We start from the raw sequence: 15699 nt of genomic DNA, 5'->3' as shown, positions 1-15699 counted from the left end.
GGCGGGTCATTCGACTCGCACGAACCGCCCTTCCGCGCGCACGTTGTGACCGAACCCGCAATCCCCCCGCGTGTGCATCTCCAGCGCTTGCTCGCCAAATTCCAGCGTGACGTCGCAGACCTGCGCGCTTTCCGAGTCATGCTGATGGTAGACCGCTTTGCCGTGCTCAATTGGCAGCTCGGCGGTGAAGTCACCCATGTTCGGCCCGTAATACAGCCCCATCTGCGGCATGGCGTAGCCGGAAAAATCGATCAGCCAGCGCTCGCCCTGCGGCTTCACCGCCACTTCGCTCCACACGCCGCGCCCGGCGTATTGCCAATACACGCCGCCCGGCCCCTGCGGCTGCGGCCGCTGCGCCAGGCGTTGGCGCAACAGGCTCATGTTGTGCTGCGATTTGTCATCGTGCGGCGCCAGCGCCAGGTAGGCCTGTGCCTTGAGCAATTCCCCGGCGCGCATCAGCGACAGCGCCACGTTGTTGTAGGCCGTGGCGATGGCCTGCTCGCTCAGGCCGCAAAACTCGCTCCAGGCCGCCTGATCGCGAAAGATGTCGGCAGCTTTGGCGTAATCCTGCCGCTGATAGGCCTTTTTTCCCAGTTCGGCGTAGCTCGCCACCTTTTGGCAGTCGGCGGCGATGTCCGGCTCGTCAATGTGCGCCCAGGCCCGGGCGCCGGCGAAGACGCCGCAGGTCAGCAACAGGGGAAACCAAGCCTTCATCGTTTATCCTTTCTGCAAAAATTCGGCGCCAGTATAACCGCCCGGCGGTGGAGTGTATGCCGCAATTGCGCCCGTCGGCGTGCCGCTGTCGATTCAGCCGCCTTATTTCAAACGGTTAGCGGAGTTAAAACTGCTTACAGTCGCGGTTTGTTTGTTACCGTCCCGCAGCCCATGCTGAACGAAATACCGCAATTATCGAGCCGTTATGAACGCAACCCCCTTGCAGAAACACGCCGTGTGGCAGCTGATCAAACCCTTTTGGGTGTCGGAGGAGCGATGGCGCGCCTGGATGATGCTGATCGCCATCGTCGTCCTGTCGCTCGGTCTGGTCTATATCAGCGTGCAGATCAACCAGTGGAACCAAGTGTTCTACGATGCGCTGCAGAACAAAAACTACCCGGTATTCAAGGCGCAGCTGTGGCGTTTTACCTATCTGGCGCTGATCTTCATCGTGCTGGCGGTCTACAAGATCTACCTGACTCAGGGGCTGCAGATGCGCTGGCGGCGCTGGATGACGGAAAAGTTCATGGCAAAGTGGCTGGCGCACCAGGCGTATTACCACGCCGAGCAGCAGCAGATCGTCGATAACCCCGATCAGCGTATCGCCGAAGATCTCAACGTCTTGACCCAATATACCCTGTCGCTGTCGCTCGGGCTGCTCTCCAGCCTGGTGACGCTGTTTTCCTTTATCGACATCCTATGGCACGTCAGCGGGCCGATGACCTTCGCGCTCGGCCAGCATGCCATCACCTTGCCCGGTTATATGGTGTGGTTCGCGCTGCTGTATGCGGTGCTGGGATCGCTGCTGATCTGGTGGGTCGGCAAACCTCTGGTCATGCTGGGCTTCAACCAGGAACGGTATGAGGCAAACTTCCGTTTCGGCCTGATCCGCATCCGCGAAAACAACGACGCCATCGCGCTGTACCACGGCGAACCGCGCGAGGCGCAGCAGCTGGGCGATCGTTTCGACACTATTCGCAGCAACTGGTGGGCAATTATGCACATCACCCGGCGGCTGAACATCGCCACCAACTTCTACGGCCAGTTCGCCATCGTGTTTCCCCTGCTGGTGGCGGCGCCGCGCTACTTCTCCGGCGCCATCCAGATGGGCGGCCTGATGCAGATCGCCTCGGCCTTCGGCCAGGTACAGGGTGCGCTGTCATGGTTTATCGACGCGTTTAACGATTTGGCGACCTGGAAAGCCTGCGTCAACCGTTTGGCCGGCTTCAACGCCGCCGTCGATCAGGTGCATCATCAGCCGCGCGGCATTCAGCTGCGGGAAGAGACCGCCCATCCGTTGACGCTGAGCAACCTCAGCCTGCACTTGCCCGACGGCCAGCCGCTGCTGGCCGGCGCCGAGCTGACGCTGCAACGCGGCGATCGCCTGCTGATCGTCGGCCCTTCCGGCTGCGGCAAGTCGACGCTGCTGCGGGCCATCGCCGGTATCTGGCCTTACGGCGCGGGCGCCATCGGGGTAGCGGCCAATGCCAACACGCTGTTCCTGCCGCAGCGCAGCTACATTCCGATCGGCACGCTGCGCGAAGCGTTGAGCTACCCGAGCCTGGCGTCGGAATACAGCGATCCGCAGCTGATGCGAGTGCTGGAAAACTGCCGCCTGAAGCACCTGCAGCGTTGGCTGGATACCTCCGCCAACTGGAGCCATCGCCTGTCGCCGGGCGAGCAACAGCGGCTGGCGTTCGCCCGCGCCCTGTTGATTCGCCCGAACATCCTGTTCCTCGACGAAGCCACCAGCGCGCTGGACGACGAAACCGAACAGCTGATGTACTGCCTGCTGGTGGATGAACTGCCGGAGGTCACGCTGATCAGCGTGGCGCACCGCAACAGCGTGGCGAAGTACCACCAGACCTGCTGGCGCTTCAGCCGCAGCGAAGATCAAGCGGCGCGCCTGATGCTAAGCCCGCTGCCGGCATAACCCGCAGAGCCGGGCGCGGCGGCGCCCGGTGTTCGTTCAGATGCCGTCGGCCGGCACGTCTTCACATTTCACCCGGCGGCGCTCATGCCACAGGCTGGTCAGGCCGCGTTTGCCGCACGCCAGCGCCACCTCGCGAAACTCATCCAGGCTCAACCCGTCGCGCTCCAGCATCATTTCCGCCGCCAGCTGCATGTTGACGCCGGTCAGCACTTCGCAATCGCCCTGCGCATCCGCCAGTTCGCAGGCGCTGCGAAACGGCGAACCGCCGAGCATATCGGTGAGAAACACCACGCCGTCCGGTTGCGCCACCGCCGCCAGCGCCGAGCGCAAGGCGTCGTTGAGCTGCGCGGTGCTCATCTGTTCGGGGAAATCGACCGCCGCGCAGTGCGGCTGCGGCCCCACCACCTGCTCCACCGCCTGCAACAGCCCGGTGGCGAAGCCGCCGTGGCCGGTAATCACAATGCCTGGCATAGCCCACTCCTCACAAAATGCCGATAAATTTGCCCGCTACGCCGATCGCTACGGTGACGCCAATCAGCTTCACCGGCGAGAAACCCCGCTTCATCAGGAAGAAAATGAGCAGCGTGAAGCACAGCGGCAACAAGTTGGGCATCAACTTGTCCAGTACGTCGGTCTGCAGCGCCACGCTGGCCTTGCCGGCATGCATCACCAACGGCGTGGACAGATGCACATACGAGGCCACCAGCGCGCCGATCACCGTCATGCCGACGATCGACGCGGCGTGAGAAATGCGCCGGGTGTGGGTCTTCAACAGCGCCAGCGCGCTGGTGCCGGCCTGATAGCCGTAGTGCGCCAGCCCGAAGCGCAGGCCGAAGTGGAACAGGTTGAACAGCAGCAGGAAGACGATCGGCCCGAACAGGCTACCCTCCAATGCCAGCGAAGCGCCTATCCCGGCGCAAATTGGCAGCAGCGTCAGCCAAAACAGCGCGTCGCCGATGCCGCCGAGCGGCCCCATCAGCGCCACTTTCACCGCGCGAATGGTGGAGATCTTCTCCTTGTTCTGCTCCATCGCCAGCACCAGGCCGGACAGGAAGGTGACGTCGAACGGGTGCACGTTGATAAATTCCATGTGCATCTTCATCGAGTTGGCCAGATCCTGCGGGTTGCGGTGGATCTTGCGCAGCCCGGGGATCAGTTGGTACAGCCAGCCGCCGGCCTGCATGCGTTCATAGTTGAACGACGCCTGCAACAGCAGCGAACGCCAGGCCATTCGGTTGATGTCGCCGCGCGTCAGCGCGTCGGCGGGCTGGCTGTCCAGATAGTCGTCCTGCTCCACCTGGCTGGTGGCCAGCGCCTGCGCCATGCGTTGCTCGGCCTTTTGCGCCAGCAGATCGTCGGAATCGTTAAATGCCATCTTCGGCGTCCTCCTGCGGAGCGGGCCGGGCCGTCGCCTCTGCCGCGCCGCGTTGCGTGTTGAAGAAATCGATCAGGGCGATCGCCAGGGCGCCCAGCGCCACCGCCAGGATCGGCAGCTTGAGGAACGTGACCGAGATAAAGCCGAGGATAAAATAGGCCACGTAGGTTTTTTTCATCATCACCTTCATCAGCAGCGAGAAGCCGATCGCCGGCATCATGCCGCCCGCCACCGCCAGCCCGTCCAGCAGCCAACCCGGCGCCTTCTGCACCATGGCGCTGGCCGCATCGGCGCCGAAGTAAATCGGCAGGAACGCCACCACGAAATAGAAGATGAACAGGATGCCGATGCCGAGATAGTTCACCCGTTCGACGCCGCGCCAGTTCAGCTCTTTCACCATGCGATCGCAGCGGTGCATCATCGGCGAGAACAGCGTAAACAGCAGCGTGATGCAGCCCTGCACCGCAATCGAGAATGGCACCGCCACGCCGATCGCCACTTTAGGATCGGCCTTGGTCAGAATGGCGAACGCGGTGCCGATCACCCCGCCGATCACCACGTTCGGCGGTTGGGCGCCCGCCAGCGGCACCATCCCCATCCACACCAGCTCCAGCGTACCGCCCACCAGCAAGCCGGTGTAGACATCGCCCAAAATCAGCCCCACCAACGGCCCCATCACCACCGGCCGGTGGAAGTGGGTCAGGCCGTCGAACAGATCCACCCCCGCTAGCCCGGCCAACAACGCAATCAATAACGCATCCGTCAACATGCTTTCCCCCTGGCTCAAAAGAGCAATTTGCCGATCGCCTCGCCCGCCTCATCCGGCACCCGGCGCACTTCGCACTCCACGCCCAGCGCCGCTAACGCGCGAAACGCGGCCACGTCGCCGTCGTCCAGCGACACCGTTTTGTGCACCTGCCGCTTCCCCTCGGCGAAGTGCATGTTGCCGACGTTGACGAAACGGATCGGCACCCCGCCGCGCACCAGCGTCAACACATCCTGCGGCGTTTTGCACACCAGAAAAATCTTCTGCCGATCCGCCGCCTTGTGGATCACGTCGATGGTTTTCTGCAGCGTGAAGTAGCGGGTCTGCACCCCTTCCGCCACCACCATGTCCATCAGGTTCTGCTGCACCGGATCGGCGGCGGCCTCATCGTTGGCCACCACCACCAGGTTGGCGCCGAGGGTGTTGGTCCAGGTCACGCCCACCTGGCCGTGCACCAGGCGATTGTCGATGCGGGTCATTAAAATGTTCGGCATGTCAGCGGCCCTCCGGGTAGCAGGCGGCGTGGTAATCGTCGAGCACCTGCGTCACTTTATGCAGCACCCACTCTTGCGGATCGGCGCTCAATTCGCCGGCGTTCAGCGCCCGCGCCTGATCCGGCAGGTACTGGCTGAGCAGCGCCAGCGGCGCCGGGCTGCGGCGCAGGTTGTCCAGCAGCCCGTCGACCGCCTGCTGCACCTGCGGCTGCGGCCAGTAGTAACGCACCCGATCGCTCAGGCTGTAGTGGCGATCGAGGTACTGTTGGTGCGGCGTGCCGTGGTAGTAGCGGCTCCACTGCTGCGGCTGCTCGCGCATCACCTGCTCCAGCGTGGCGCACAGCTGCGCCGACTGGCGCTCCCCCAGCCATTCACGCTCGATGCGATCGAGGGCGAACAGCGCTTCGCGCAGCGCGAAGGTCAGCGCCGGCCCCACCTTCAGGATGGCGAAGTGATCGCGCACCAGTTGGCGGTAGGCCTGCGGCGGCTGATAGTCCGTGGAGTGCGCTTCATAGATCATGCCCGGCTGGCGTTCGATGAAATGGCTCAATGCGTCGGCGCGCTGCGGCTGATAGCGTTCGACGCGGTGGTGATCGAACTCGACGCCCGGCTGCACCACCAGCGCGATGGTTCTCTGCCAGGCATCGTTCAGCTCGGCCTGTTGCCAGGCGATACGGTGCGTTTCCAGCGTTTGCGCCACCGCCTGCGGCGTGGTGACCTGCAGACTCCCCAGCGCCTCCTGCGCGCCGCCCGGCACCGGCACTTCGGTGCCAATCACATAGACCGGCGCTTCGCCGCCGCTCTGCATCCAGGCCCGCTCCGCCACCGCGCACAAGCGCGCCGCACGCTCGGCGACCGTGGCGTCCCCCAGGGGCGAGGGATCGCCGGCGCACGACATGGAACAATCGAGGTGAATCTTGCGAAATCCGGCGCGGACGTAATCGTCGATCAAGGTTTCCGCCAGCGCCATCGCCTCCTGAGCCGGGCGATCTTGCCAGGCGTTGGGCCCCAGGTGATCGCCGCCCAGCCACACGCGATCGCGCGCCAGGCCAATCTCATCCGCCAGATGCCACAGCGCATCGCGGAACTGGGCCGCCGTTTGGCCGGTATAGCCGCCGAACTGATTGACCTGGTTGGACGTCGCCTCCACCAATACCGGCGTGCCGCGCGCTTTGGCCTGCCGCAGCGCGGCCTTCAGAACCCAGGGATGGGCGGAACAGACGGAAAAGATCCCGACCGGCATACCGGCCTTGTGCTGCTCGACAAGCTGTAACAACTGCTGCATGAAGCCCCCATGCAGGCGCCCTGCTACCGATCGGCGATGATGACCTCTACGCCCAGCTCGGTTAACGCCCGCTCGTAATCGTCCGGAAGACGGCTGTCGGTGATCAGCCGATGGATGTGTCCGGCTTCGCGAATCATGCAAAAGCTCTTGCGACCGAATTTGCTGGCATCCGCCACCGCGATAATCTCGCGCGCCACCTCGCACATCACGCGATTGAGGTGTGCCTCACCGGGGTGAGGCGTGGTAATGCCGGCGCTCAGATCGAACCCGTCGACGCCCAAAAACAGCTTGTCGAAGCGGTACTGACGCAATTGCTGCTCGGCGGCCGGACCGTAGAGCGAGTAAGAGTTGCGGCGCACGCTGCCCCCCAGCACCATGACCTCCACCCCGTCGTTTCCCGAAAGCTCGTAGGCAATGTTCAGCGCATTGGTCATCACCACCAGATCGCGCCGCCCCTTCAGGAACGGCACGATCTGCGTGGTGGTGGAGCCGGAATCGAGGATCAGCGCATCGCCGTCGCGCACATAGCCGGCCGCCGCGTTGGCGATCAGCGTTTTGACATCGCGATTCAACCGCCCCTTGTCCCGCAGCGGCCGATCGAAAGCGAATTGCTGATTGAGCATCGCGCCGCCGTAAGCGCGCAGCGCACACCCTTTTCGTTCCAAAAAGCGCAGATCGTTGCGGATCGTCACCGTGGATACCGCAAACTGTTTGCTGAGCTGCTCCACGCGCACGCTGCCGTGCTCGCATAACAGATCGATAATGTGTTCACGTCGCTTTGCGGTATTCACTGGCATGAGCTGCGGTCCTCAGGTTTCCGGCATCGCCGGGGAGAAGATGGCTTTCGCTCTACTGCGCAGGCATTACAGCAAAGCGAAAGCAATGAAATTGTGATCGGGCTTACAGCCCGGTTTTAGCAAAAAAACCGTCAAAAAACCTTTCGAATCGAAACGGATCGAAAAGCCAAAAAGCGGAAGGGAGAAAAAGTGAAATGCCAGGATGGGCGAGAAGCCCGGAGCGCCGAGGTGCGGGCTGCGAGGAAAGCGAAAGCGGCGCCTGGCGCGCCCCGCGCCCTGACTTTTAGTTCACTCAGTGACCAGGATCACATAATGGCAATTATCCTGCGGCCGGTGGGGGTTAACCGCCGCCATCCCGCCGGGCCATCCCCTTGTCAGCGCGCGCCATCTTCCCTACACTTGCGATCGGATACCGTCGATTTGTCGGTACGTAAGCGTTAACGTCAATCAACGCATCATGCCATGCAGCACTGATTGACTGCATGCCCTGGTGCGAGGAACCCATGCCGCAACCCGCTTCACCCCCAGCGTCCACCGCGACCCCGCGTCGCCGATTACACCGCCCCGTTCTGCTGATCGTCGGCATTATGCTGATCGCGGCCAACCTGCGCGCCGCCCTGACCAGCGTCGGCCCGCTGCTGGAACAGATCCAGCAGCAGCTGGCGTTGTCCGCCACCGCCGCCGGCCTGATCAACTCGCTGCCGCTGATCCTGTTCGCCATCCTCTCGCCATTGACTCCGGCGCTGGCGAAACGCATCGGCATCGAGCGCACCCTGGGTCTCGCCCTCGCGCTGCTGGTCTGCGGCATCGCGCTGCGTTCCCTGCCGCAAGACGCCATGCTCTGGCCGGGCAGCATCCTGATCGGCGCCGCCATCGCCTTCGCCAACGTAGTGCTGCCGACGCTGGTGAAAAGAGATTTCCCGCATCGCGCCGCCGCGATGATCGCCGCCTATGCGGCGGTGATGTCGCTGGTTGCCGCCATCGCCTCCGGCCTGGCGGTGCCGCTGGCTGCCCTGGCCGACCTCGGCTGGCGGTTCTCCTTACTGTGCTGGGGGTTGCCCGCGTTGCTGGCGCTGCTGGTGTGGCTGCCGCAGCTGCGACGCTCAGCCACTCCCGCCGCCAAAGCGCCGCAGCCGACGGAGCCACAGCGCTATCGCTCTCCCTGGGGCAGCGCGCTGGGTTGGCAAGTGGCGATGTTCATGGGGCTGCAATCGATCGCCTTCTACACCATCATCGGCTGGTTCAGCGCCTTTGCCGCCAGCTACGGCACCTCAGCTCAGCAGGCAGGTTTCGAGCTGTTCGTTTACCAGGTGGTGGCCATCGTCGCCAACTTTGTCATGGTGGTGATTTTGCCGCGCGCACACGATCAACGGGCGATAGCGCTGGGCAGCTCGCTGCTGATCTTTATCGGCGTCGGGGGATTGTTGGTGCAACCCGCCAGTTCACTGGTGTGGCTGACGTTTGCCGGATTGGGGGCGGGGAGTTCGCTGGTGCTGGCGCTGTCGTTCTTTGGATTGCGCAGCCAGCATCATCATCAGGCGACGCTGCTGTCGGGTATGGCGCAATCCGTCGGTTATCTGTTGGCGGCGCTGGGGCCTACCCTATTCGGCCTGCTGCACGATCTGACGGCAGGTTGGCGTTTGCCGTTGATCGCCCTGCTGTGCCTGACCGTCTTGCAAATGCTGTTCGGCGCGCTGGCCGGCCGCCGCCGCGTGATCAGCTAACGCGGCTGCGCGATGGGGGCCGCGGCGGCTCAGAGTCGGTATCCTGCCATAAGTCTTCAATAAAGGCGCGCTGCTCATCGCTCAGCACCCATGACGGCGGAATTTTAGACTGTGCGCGACGCTCAGCGCCCTCACGGTTTTTAGCCTGCTTCTTGTTCACGAATCGCCTTCCTGCTTAACCTGCTAACTCAGTAACCAGTAAATCACGGCGGCGGTTAACAGCCAGAACAGCCCGCTACCGATAAATACACACAGCCATGCTCTACGTTTGATATCTGATCCATCCTTGCTCACCACAGCGCCCTCAACCAATAGATTAAACCATTCAAATTATGATTATTGATCTATTTTAACGATCAATAAAGTGGCTTTTTCCTATGGAAATTTAAAAAACAACTGCCAGCCATAGGCCTGCATCACCGCCTCAGTAAGAACAGCACCGTGGATATCACTGTTATCGGCAGGCGATAACTTGAATTGATAGGCGAACGAAGGTGCAGTGTGTCATACCTTGGAAGGTCGAAATTAAACCACTGGTAAATAATTCAACTATCAATTATTTGACTGGCCGTAAGCCAAATCGGCAACAGGCAGCGCTGGAGACGGGGGAGAAAATGAAGCGATGTACTGGGATCATGCGGAGAGAAGCACCGGCCCGTTTTGGTCTCGCTCGGGCCGGCGTGAGTTAACCGATTCTGCTGACGGAATCCCGGCTGGCGTGTTCACGTTCGCTGCCGGTCAGCTCACGTAAATGGCCTGAGCGCATCTCAAGCAACCGATCGGCGTGTTCGAAATAGTGATCGTCATGGCTGATGGCAAACACCGTTTTGCCCATCGCGCGCAGCTCCGGCAATAGTTCACGATAGAAAGTGCGCCGAAATTGCGGATCCTGATCCGCGGCCCATTCATCCAACAGCAAGATATCGCGCTGTTCCGCCACCGCCAGCAGCAAAGCCAGACGTTTGCGTTGCCCCTGCGACAGTTGCGGATTGGTCACCCTGGTGCCGTCAAACTGCAGTTTGCTTTTCATATTCAACCGCTCGAGCCAGATGGCGACCAGATCCGCATCGGGTTCGCCGCCTTCCGGCCCTTGCAAGCGATCGAACTGATGAAAATCGGTGAAAATCGCCGAAAACAGCCGCCGGTAGTCCGGCATATCCGCTGCGCTCTGTGCGACGCCATCCAGAACGATATGGCCGCTCACCGGCCGGTACAACCCGGTCAACAACATCGCCAGCGTTGACTTGCCGCTGCCGTTGCCGCCGATCAGAAAGACCAGCTCACCACGCCGCAGCGTCAGATTGAGCGGCCCGACGGCAAAACCGGGCTGCTGTTCCGTATCTGCATAGTGAAAAACCACGTCGCGCAGCTCCAGCGTCTGCCAGGGGCGACCAACGGCGGCAGGAAACGCCGGTTGATACTCGGCCAGGCGCAGCGTCTTCAGCTTGTTAAAGGCCACTTCGGCGCTGACCAGCGTCGGAAACGCTCCGACCGCTTGCAGTAATGGCGTGCGCAAAAACAGCAGCGTCAGTGAATAGGTGGCGGCCACCGCCGAGTCCGCCCATCCCAGACTGTTGGCCATAAAGAACACCAGCCCAATCGCGCCCAACATCATGATGTTTGACCAGTTGAGCGCGCTCAAATGGAAGGTATCGGCGCGAATGATGTGGTGGCGATAAGCTTGCGCATCGGGCTGATAGGCCTGTTCGTACAGCGCCTGCGCCCGCTTGCGGTTCAACGTCAGTTCCTTGCGGCCGTCAATCACCGACTCATAACGATGATAGAGACGTTCTTCCGACTCACGCAAACTGGCCATATGACGATAAACCCGTGATACCAGGCAGCCGCTGCCCACGACGGTCACCGCCACCCAGACTGCCGTGACCGCCAGCATTTTCGGCGATAGCCACCCCAGATAGGCCGCTGCCCCCAGGGTTAAAATCACCCCTTGTACCAGTTCAGGCAGGCGCACGAAGGCAACGGTGATATTGCGGATATCGCTGGACAGGCTGGCCAACAATGAGGCGCTGCCCAATTGTTCGAGGCGTTCAATATCGGTATCCAAAATGCGCTTCACTAGCTGCCCACGCAGGCGATAGACGAAGTAATGGCCCAATGTCGTCAGCGCCAATTGCGAACCCAAGGTGACCGCTATCAACAATGCCAACAGGGCGAGAAACACCGGCAGCACGGCCAAGGCATCGCCGCCGGCGTCCATCAGGTATTGATTGATAAAAGCAATGATACCGATACCTAAGCCGGCGCTGGCCATGGTCAACGCCATGACAGCCAGAAATGGCCAACGATACTGGTGATAAACCACCCGTAGCAGTTCCATGAAAAAACCTCTGAAGTCGCGATCTGGCAGGCATTGTAAGCGGCGTGAGAATGAGATCAAGACGAATTCTCAACACAGTTTATCAAGCACCGTTCTGAGAGAAGCGGTATCCCCGTGGTCATCTGACGGTGGCAAAATTTCCATACGGCTCTTACAGGACGCTCAATATTCGCTGATTAAATAGCTTCCCGAAATAAATTAAATAAACATATATGAATCAAAAAGCCATTCACTTGAAAAATAAAACAATAAAAACCCATGCATTCACAAATGAAATTATTTATTTTCTTTGCCGCCTATTATGTTCCAATGCTTTAATAAAACATCATAATAGAAATCGCCAACATCTAAGACGCAGGAAGGGAAAATGAAAAAAAGGAAATTTCTTAGTCAGGTTGAAATTGAGCAATTGATTGCCGCTGTGAATGAAGGAAAAAATAGCATTCGAGATCGTTGTTTACTATTAATGTGCTTTATTCACGGCTTGCGGGTTAGCGAACTGCGTGCATTGCGCCTTCAGGATATTGACCTTACCTCCAATAGGATCCATATATCCCGGTTAAAAAACGGGTTTTCCGTTCAGCACCCCATTCAACCGCGAGAACGGCAGGCGCTGTTAAACTGGCTGGCCCAACGGGCGAACTATCCTGACGCTGAAGCGCCATGGCTATTCCTGTCGCGCCACGGCGGGCAGATATCACGTCAGCAGCTCTATCGGTTGATGAGAATGTATGGCGAGATGGCCGGCATTAGCGTTCAGGTCCATCCTCACATGTTGCGACATTCCTGCGGTTACGCCCTTGCGGATAAAGGGATCGATACGCGTTTGATTCAGGATTATTTAGGGCACAAAAACATCCAGAATACGGTGATTTACACCGCGACCAACGTAGAGCGATTCCGCACGATCAACATTTAACCTCACGACGAAAATAATTACGCAGCCCCGTCCTCCGTTAAACAACACATCGAGTGCTATGCAATATTCAGATGGGAGAGGCAGCCCGGCACGTCATCAACGGCCTACTCAGCAATATTTTAACGCCGAGCTGCTTTTCATGCATCGGCGCCAGGGATAGGCCACACTGGGTAAGCTTTTAACGGCAAGCCTGCCGATAAATCATAGCCCATACCGTTTCATTAAAGGTTAGGTGCCCTTTGACCATTTCCCCCCCAATTGCCGCGTAATATTGCCGTGCAGAGAAAACAGTTCGCTGTCATTCTTCACCTGCAGTTTACGCATGGCGCTGCATTTATGCGCGCTGATCGTCTTGATGCTGCGCCGTTGCAACTCGGCGATTTGCCGCAGGCTCATTCCGTTGAACAAAAAGGCCAAGACGTCGCTCTCACAGCGGGTCAACTTTCGCGTTGCCGCCTCCTCTCCGCTAACGGAGGGCGCCAGAAAAGCGCCTATCTGCGGGCTCAACACGCGTTCCCCAAGCAGCACGCGATTAAAAAACTCCGCCACCAGCGGCAAAGCGTCATCTCTGGCTACGATGCTGATATTGGGCTGGTTCAACAGACGCCCCACCTCTTCTGCATTCTGGCAGCGGGTATAGACGATCACCCGCAATTCGGGCAACTGCGTGCACAAGGCAAGCAACGTTTCCCTGCCCTGAGCGACCGTTTCATCTTCACCATCCATCTCGCTAATCAGCACGTCAGCCTGCTGATAGACCACGCTATCCGCCACCGCGCGGACGCTGGTTTCCTTTACGACGACTTTTGCCTGGGTTGGCAGCGTTTTTAAAAAACTCGCCAACCCCTCCAGCGTTAATGGGCATCTGTCCATTAATGCTATGTTCAGCGGCTGCTGACGCCATGAATGCATAATCTGCTCCTATGCTTGCTTACCCCAGAGGCATCGCACGCTTGCCTAGCGAACAAAAGACGAACCTTGCGCAGCCATCCATTTCCCCTGAAGATACAATTCCCCATCGCTGTGAAATCCCAACTTCAACATCGCATTGCGTTTATGCGTGCTGACGGTGCGAATATCACGGCACATCGTTAACGCCACGCTGGTCACGCTTTTACCGGAAAACAACTGGGTCAGCACATCCAGTTCCTTCGCCGTCAAAGGCTTGTCGGCTGTCGCCTCATGCAATTGACGCTGACGCACCCGATGGCTGAAACTGCTGCAGCCCGCCAAGACCTGTTGGACGCAATGAGTCAACGCAATGGCCGGCTCTTGCTTCAACATCAGGCCGCGGATGCCGGATGCGATCAGTTGCCGCAGCAGCCTGGGTTCATCCAATGCCGTACAAATAATTATCGCGGTGTCCGGCGAGCTTTCACGCACATCGGCAATCAGCCTGAAGCCGTCCAATACCAATTCTGATTTGCCGCACAAATCCATCACCAGTAAACGATGCGTGTGCTGAGTGAATAAGGCTCTCAGCGCCACCAGGTTCGTCACCTGTCGAACGTTGTCGGGCTGTAGACCGCAGGACTCAATCAATCGGTTTCTCATCCCCAACGCCGTGAGGGGGCAAGGTTCCATGATAGCCACGGCCCCCGTCGCCGCATTGCCGGCCGCCAAGGTTGTTCCATAGGGATAATTAATATTCATATCATCACCTTAAATCTGTCGTTAACCTTCCATCTAGGGCAGCCCTTTGTCTACTGATAGACGAAAGTGACCTGCAGAGCCCCTTCTATCGAACCGGGCGTTGAACCGCCATTGACGCTGAATGCCCGCGCCCGCAAATTGAATTTGGCTTCATTCGTCGCCCGATTAACTAACTGGGCCATACTCTTGCCATTGCCCAGGTTTGCCCCTTGGCTATTTTGCAATTCAATTTGTACTCGGCGAGAACTGCCGGTGCTTTTGTACAAGCTGGCACCTTCATCCGCAGCCGTTCCGCTGAAGGTTGCGACGACCGACGTGGTGGTGCTTGGGCAGTTTTTTAGCGTCAAAGGGAACTCCACCCACGGGCTAAAGGCACCGGAGGTCGCCAGTACGGCGGCAGAAATATCGTCCCCCAGATTGACCGAAACCGTGCCGTTCGCGCCGTCGATTTCACAGGGTGCCGCTTTGATGTTGCCGGTAATCACTATTTTTGATACGGCATGCGCCGACGGCATCGCCAGGATAAACAGGCCCGCCAGCGCCAATTTGCAGCCAATACCGCTAAAAACCTTCCCCATAATCTGCTCCTTCTCGTTAAACGCCGGGCCCCCGGCGTGCTACCGTTGAAAAATCCGTTATTGAATTTCTGCCTGAATGGTCGCCGTTGCATTGAACTGCCCCACGGCAGGAGGTTGGCCGGTGGTGTTGATCGGATATACGCTGATCCGTGAGCTGCCACTCTGGTTGGGATATTGGAAGTTATCGATCGGCAAGCGCCCGCTCTGAGGCCGAATAACATTGCCCTGCATATCCTTAATCATCACGCCAATGTCGCGATTGCTGGTCTTCAGAGCCTCGGGCATGCTGCCGTCCGCCTCACCGCGAAATGACAGGCTGACCTTGACGCCGGCGGAAATATTGCGGCAAGCCAGCGTCAGCGTTCTCTCTTCTGGCGTGACGCCGGACGCCATCGCCCCCTTGGTTTGAATATTCGACGTCAAGATATCGCCAAAATCGATCGTGACCGTTTGCGGACTGATTTCACAGCTCTGCGGCACGGTGACGGTGCCGCTCATGGAGATAGTGGAGACCGGCACATCGCTTTTCACCCCGCTCACCACGGAGACGTAGGTGTCTACCAGGCGGGTGCTGGGGATTGTGGTCACGCCAACGAAAGGGCGGCGGAAATACAGATGAATTCGCCCGCGAGCACCGCTGTTGTAGGGCGTGCTGGCACAGGATTCGTCATCACCATCCATATCGGTCTTAAAGTTAGACTCATTGGTGAACGGTACGGCAATAAACGCGTTGCGATACCCCGCAACGAAAACTTCGCTGGCCACGCCCAGGTATTCATTCAACGCGTAATACGTTAATCCCCCGCTGCTGAATACCGGCTCGCTCAGCAGCATTTTGGCGGTGACATAAGACGCCGTACGCGTCTGACATTCGCACTTCACCCGATAAGAACCGGGCAAATTCCAGTTGCCGCCGTCAGCATTCTTAATAATCCGCCCCACCACGTTTTGCGACGGGTCGGTTAAAACCGGGGAAAAAAGGAATGAAAACCCATGGGTCCCCGAAATAGGAACACACTGCCCGAAAGCCGCCTGCACCTGTGGTGCGCCCAACGTTGCGCACGCCAATAGCCCACCGACGATGATCCCTCGTTGAATCGATATTCCTGTCGCCATCATATGC

Annotated in this window: 16 protein-coding genes; 3 read left to right on the top strand and 13 right to left on the bottom strand. The window is 59.4% G+C overall.

Annotated features, from left to right (window positions below):
• Window positions 1–6: 6 nt before the first annotated feature.
• Window positions 7–714 carry a hypothetical protein gene (locus REA38_RS22755; protein ID WP_033635780.1) on the bottom strand — a complete coding sequence of 236 codons (708 nt, stop codon included), beginning with the start codon at window positions 712–714 and terminating at the stop codon, window positions 7–9.
• A gap of 205 nt (window positions 715–919) precedes the next feature.
• On the opposite strand from REA38_RS22755, the gene REA38_RS22750 reads away from it, so the two are divergent.
• Window positions 920–2647, top strand: a complete 1728-nt coding sequence (locus REA38_RS22750) for an ABC transporter ATP-binding protein/permease (protein WP_308886680.1) — start codon at window positions 920–922, stop codon at window positions 2645–2647.
• A gap of 36 nt (window positions 2648–2683) precedes the next feature.
• On the opposite strand, the gene agaF is transcribed toward REA38_RS22750, so the two are convergent.
• Genes agaF through agaR form a run of 6 tightly spaced genes read right to left on the bottom strand, consistent with a single transcriptional unit; the run spans window position 2684 to window position 7364 of the window.
• A complete protein-coding gene (gene agaF / locus REA38_RS22745) occupies window positions 2684–3118 on the bottom strand; it encodes a PTS galactosamine/N-acetylgalactosamine transporter subunit IIA (protein WP_033649491.1) in 435 nt (144 codons plus the stop codon).
• A gap of 10 nt (window positions 3119–3128) precedes the next feature.
• Window positions 3129–4022 carry a PTS system mannose/fructose/sorbose family transporter subunit IID gene (locus tag REA38_RS22740; RefSeq protein WP_253330766.1) on the bottom strand — a complete coding sequence of 298 codons (894 nt, stop codon included), beginning with the start codon at window positions 4020–4022 and terminating at the stop codon, window positions 3129–3131.
• Entirely contained in the window at window positions 4012–4791 is a 780-nt protein-coding gene (gene agaW / locus REA38_RS22735) for a PTS N-acetylgalactosamine transporter subunit IIC (protein ID WP_033635784.1), read from the bottom strand. The genes REA38_RS22740 and agaW overlap by 11 nt, the downstream gene beginning before the upstream one ends.
• A gap of 14 nt (window positions 4792–4805) precedes the next feature.
• Entirely contained in the window at window positions 4806–5282 is a 477-nt protein-coding gene (gene agaV / locus REA38_RS22730; RefSeq protein WP_019455696.1) for a PTS N-acetylgalactosamine transporter subunit IIB, read from the bottom strand.
• Between the two features lies 1 nt (window position 5283).
• On the bottom strand, window positions 5284–6567 hold the full coding sequence (locus tag REA38_RS22725) for a D-tagatose-bisphosphate aldolase, class II, non-catalytic subunit (protein ID WP_308886678.1): 1284 nt from the start codon (window positions 6565–6567) through the stop codon (window positions 5284–5286).
• 23 nt (window positions 6568–6590) lie between these two features.
• Window positions 6591–7364 carry a transcriptional repressor AgaR gene (agaR, locus tag REA38_RS22720; RefSeq protein WP_174158617.1) on the bottom strand — a complete coding sequence of 258 codons (774 nt, stop codon included), beginning with the start codon at window positions 7362–7364 and terminating at the stop codon, window positions 6591–6593.
• Window positions 7365–7867: 503 nt separating this feature from the next.
• On the opposite strand from agaR, the gene REA38_RS22715 reads away from it, so the two are divergent.
• Window positions 7868–9088, top strand: coding sequence for an MFS transporter (locus REA38_RS22715; protein WP_049194773.1), 1221 nt, complete (start codon window positions 7868–7870; stop codon window positions 9086–9088).
• 183 nt (window positions 9089–9271) lie between these two features.
• Here REA38_RS22715 and REA38_RS22710 read toward each other — a convergent pair whose 3' ends face one another.
• Together REA38_RS22710 and REA38_RS22705 are read right to left on the bottom strand one after the other, a co-directional pair.
• Complete coding sequence (locus REA38_RS22710; RefSeq protein ID WP_049232362.1) at window positions 9272–9385, bottom strand: YmiA family putative membrane protein; 114 nt, start codon at window positions 9383–9385, stop codon at window positions 9272–9274.
• 388 nt (window positions 9386–9773) lie between these two features.
• Window positions 9774–11426: a multidrug ABC transporter permease/ATP-binding protein gene (locus REA38_RS22705; RefSeq protein ID WP_033649486.1), complete on the bottom strand. Its 1653-nt coding sequence runs from the start codon at window positions 11424–11426 to the stop codon at window positions 9774–9776.
• A gap of 367 nt (window positions 11427–11793) precedes the next feature.
• On the opposite strand from REA38_RS22705, the gene REA38_RS22700 reads away from it, so the two are divergent.
• A complete protein-coding gene (locus REA38_RS22700; RefSeq protein WP_033649485.1) occupies window positions 11794–12345 on the top strand; it encodes a tyrosine-type DNA invertase in 552 nt (183 codons plus the stop codon).
• 228 nt (window positions 12346–12573) lie between these two features.
• Here the strand turns inward: REA38_RS22700 and REA38_RS22695 are convergent, their stop codons facing one another.
• Genes REA38_RS22695 through REA38_RS22680 form a run of 4 tightly spaced genes read right to left on the bottom strand, consistent with a single transcriptional unit; the run spans window position 12574 to window position 15692 of the window.
• Entirely contained in the window at window positions 12574–13257 is a 684-nt protein-coding gene (locus REA38_RS22695; RefSeq protein WP_004931798.1) for a response regulator transcription factor, read from the bottom strand.
• Window positions 13258–13302: 45 nt separating this feature from the next.
• Window positions 13303–13998 (bottom strand): response regulator transcription factor, encoded by a 696-nt coding sequence (locus REA38_RS22690; RefSeq protein ID WP_033649483.1) that lies wholly within the window; start codon window positions 13996–13998, stop codon window positions 13303–13305.
• A gap of 50 nt (window positions 13999–14048) precedes the next feature.
• Window positions 14049–14576, bottom strand: a complete 528-nt coding sequence (locus REA38_RS22685; RefSeq protein ID WP_103774440.1) for a fimbrial protein — start codon at window positions 14574–14576, stop codon at window positions 14049–14051.
• Window positions 14577–14633: 57 nt separating this feature from the next.
• Window positions 14634–15692: a fimbrial protein gene (locus REA38_RS22680; protein ID WP_308886677.1), complete on the bottom strand. Its 1059-nt coding sequence runs from the start codon at window positions 15690–15692 to the stop codon at window positions 14634–14636.
• Window positions 15693–15699: the final 7 nt, after the last annotated feature.

Origin of the sequence: Serratia sp. MF1(2023) (assembly GCF_030954545.1) — a bacterium.
Classification (GTDB): Bacteria; Pseudomonadota; Gammaproteobacteria; order Enterobacterales; family Enterobacteriaceae; genus Serratia; species Serratia sarumanii.
Note: the sequence above shows the minus strand (reverse complement) of the source record. Positions and strands in the feature narration are given on the sequence as shown.

Coding starts and splice junctions, on each gene's coding strand:
- REA38_RS22755 (WP_033635780.1), bottom strand. CDS start 714: ATGAAGGCTTGGTTTCCCCTGTTGCTGACCTGCGGCGTCTTCGCCGGC.
- REA38_RS22750 (WP_308886680.1), top strand. CDS start 920: ATGAACGCAACCCCCTTGCAGAAACACGCCGTGTGGCAGCTGATCAAA.
- agaF (WP_033649491.1), bottom strand. CDS start 3,118: ATGCCAGGCATTGTGATTACCGGCCACGGCGGCTTCGCCACCGGGCTG.
- REA38_RS22740 (WP_253330766.1), bottom strand. CDS start 4,022: ATGGCATTTAACGATTCCGACGATCTGCTGGCGCAAAAGGCCGAGCAA.
- agaW (WP_033635784.1), bottom strand. CDS start 4,791: ATGTTGACGGATGCGTTATTGATTGCGTTGTTGGCCGGGCTAGCGGGG.
- agaV (WP_019455696.1), bottom strand. CDS start 5,282: ATGCCGAACATTTTAATGACCCGCATCGACAATCGCCTGGTGCACGGC.
- REA38_RS22725 (WP_308886678.1), bottom strand. CDS start 6,567: ATGCAGCAGTTGTTACAGCTTGTCGAGCAGCACAAGGCCGGTATGCCG.
- agaR (WP_174158617.1), bottom strand. CDS start 7,364: ATGCCAGTGAATACCGCAAAGCGACGTGAACACATTATCGATCTGTTA.
- REA38_RS22715 (WP_049194773.1), top strand. CDS start 7,868: ATGCCGCAACCCGCTTCACCCCCAGCGTCCACCGCGACCCCGCGTCGC.
- REA38_RS22705 (WP_033649486.1), bottom strand. CDS start 11,426: ATGGAACTGCTACGGGTGGTTTATCACCAGTATCGTTGGCCATTTCTG.
- REA38_RS22700 (WP_033649485.1), top strand. CDS start 11,794: ATGAAAAAAAGGAAATTTCTTAGTCAGGTTGAAATTGAGCAATTGATT.
- REA38_RS22695 (WP_004931798.1), bottom strand. CDS start 13,257: ATGCATTCATGGCGTCAGCAGCCGCTGAACATAGCATTAATGGACAGA.
- REA38_RS22690 (WP_033649483.1), bottom strand. CDS start 13,998: ATGAATATTAATTATCCCTATGGAACAACCTTGGCGGCCGGCAATGCG.
- REA38_RS22685 (WP_103774440.1), bottom strand. CDS start 14,576: ATGGGGAAGGTTTTTAGCGGTATTGGCTGCAAATTGGCGCTGGCGGGC.
- REA38_RS22680 (WP_308886677.1), bottom strand. CDS start 15,692: ATGGCGACAGGAATATCGATTCAACGAGGGATCATCGTCGGTGGGCTA.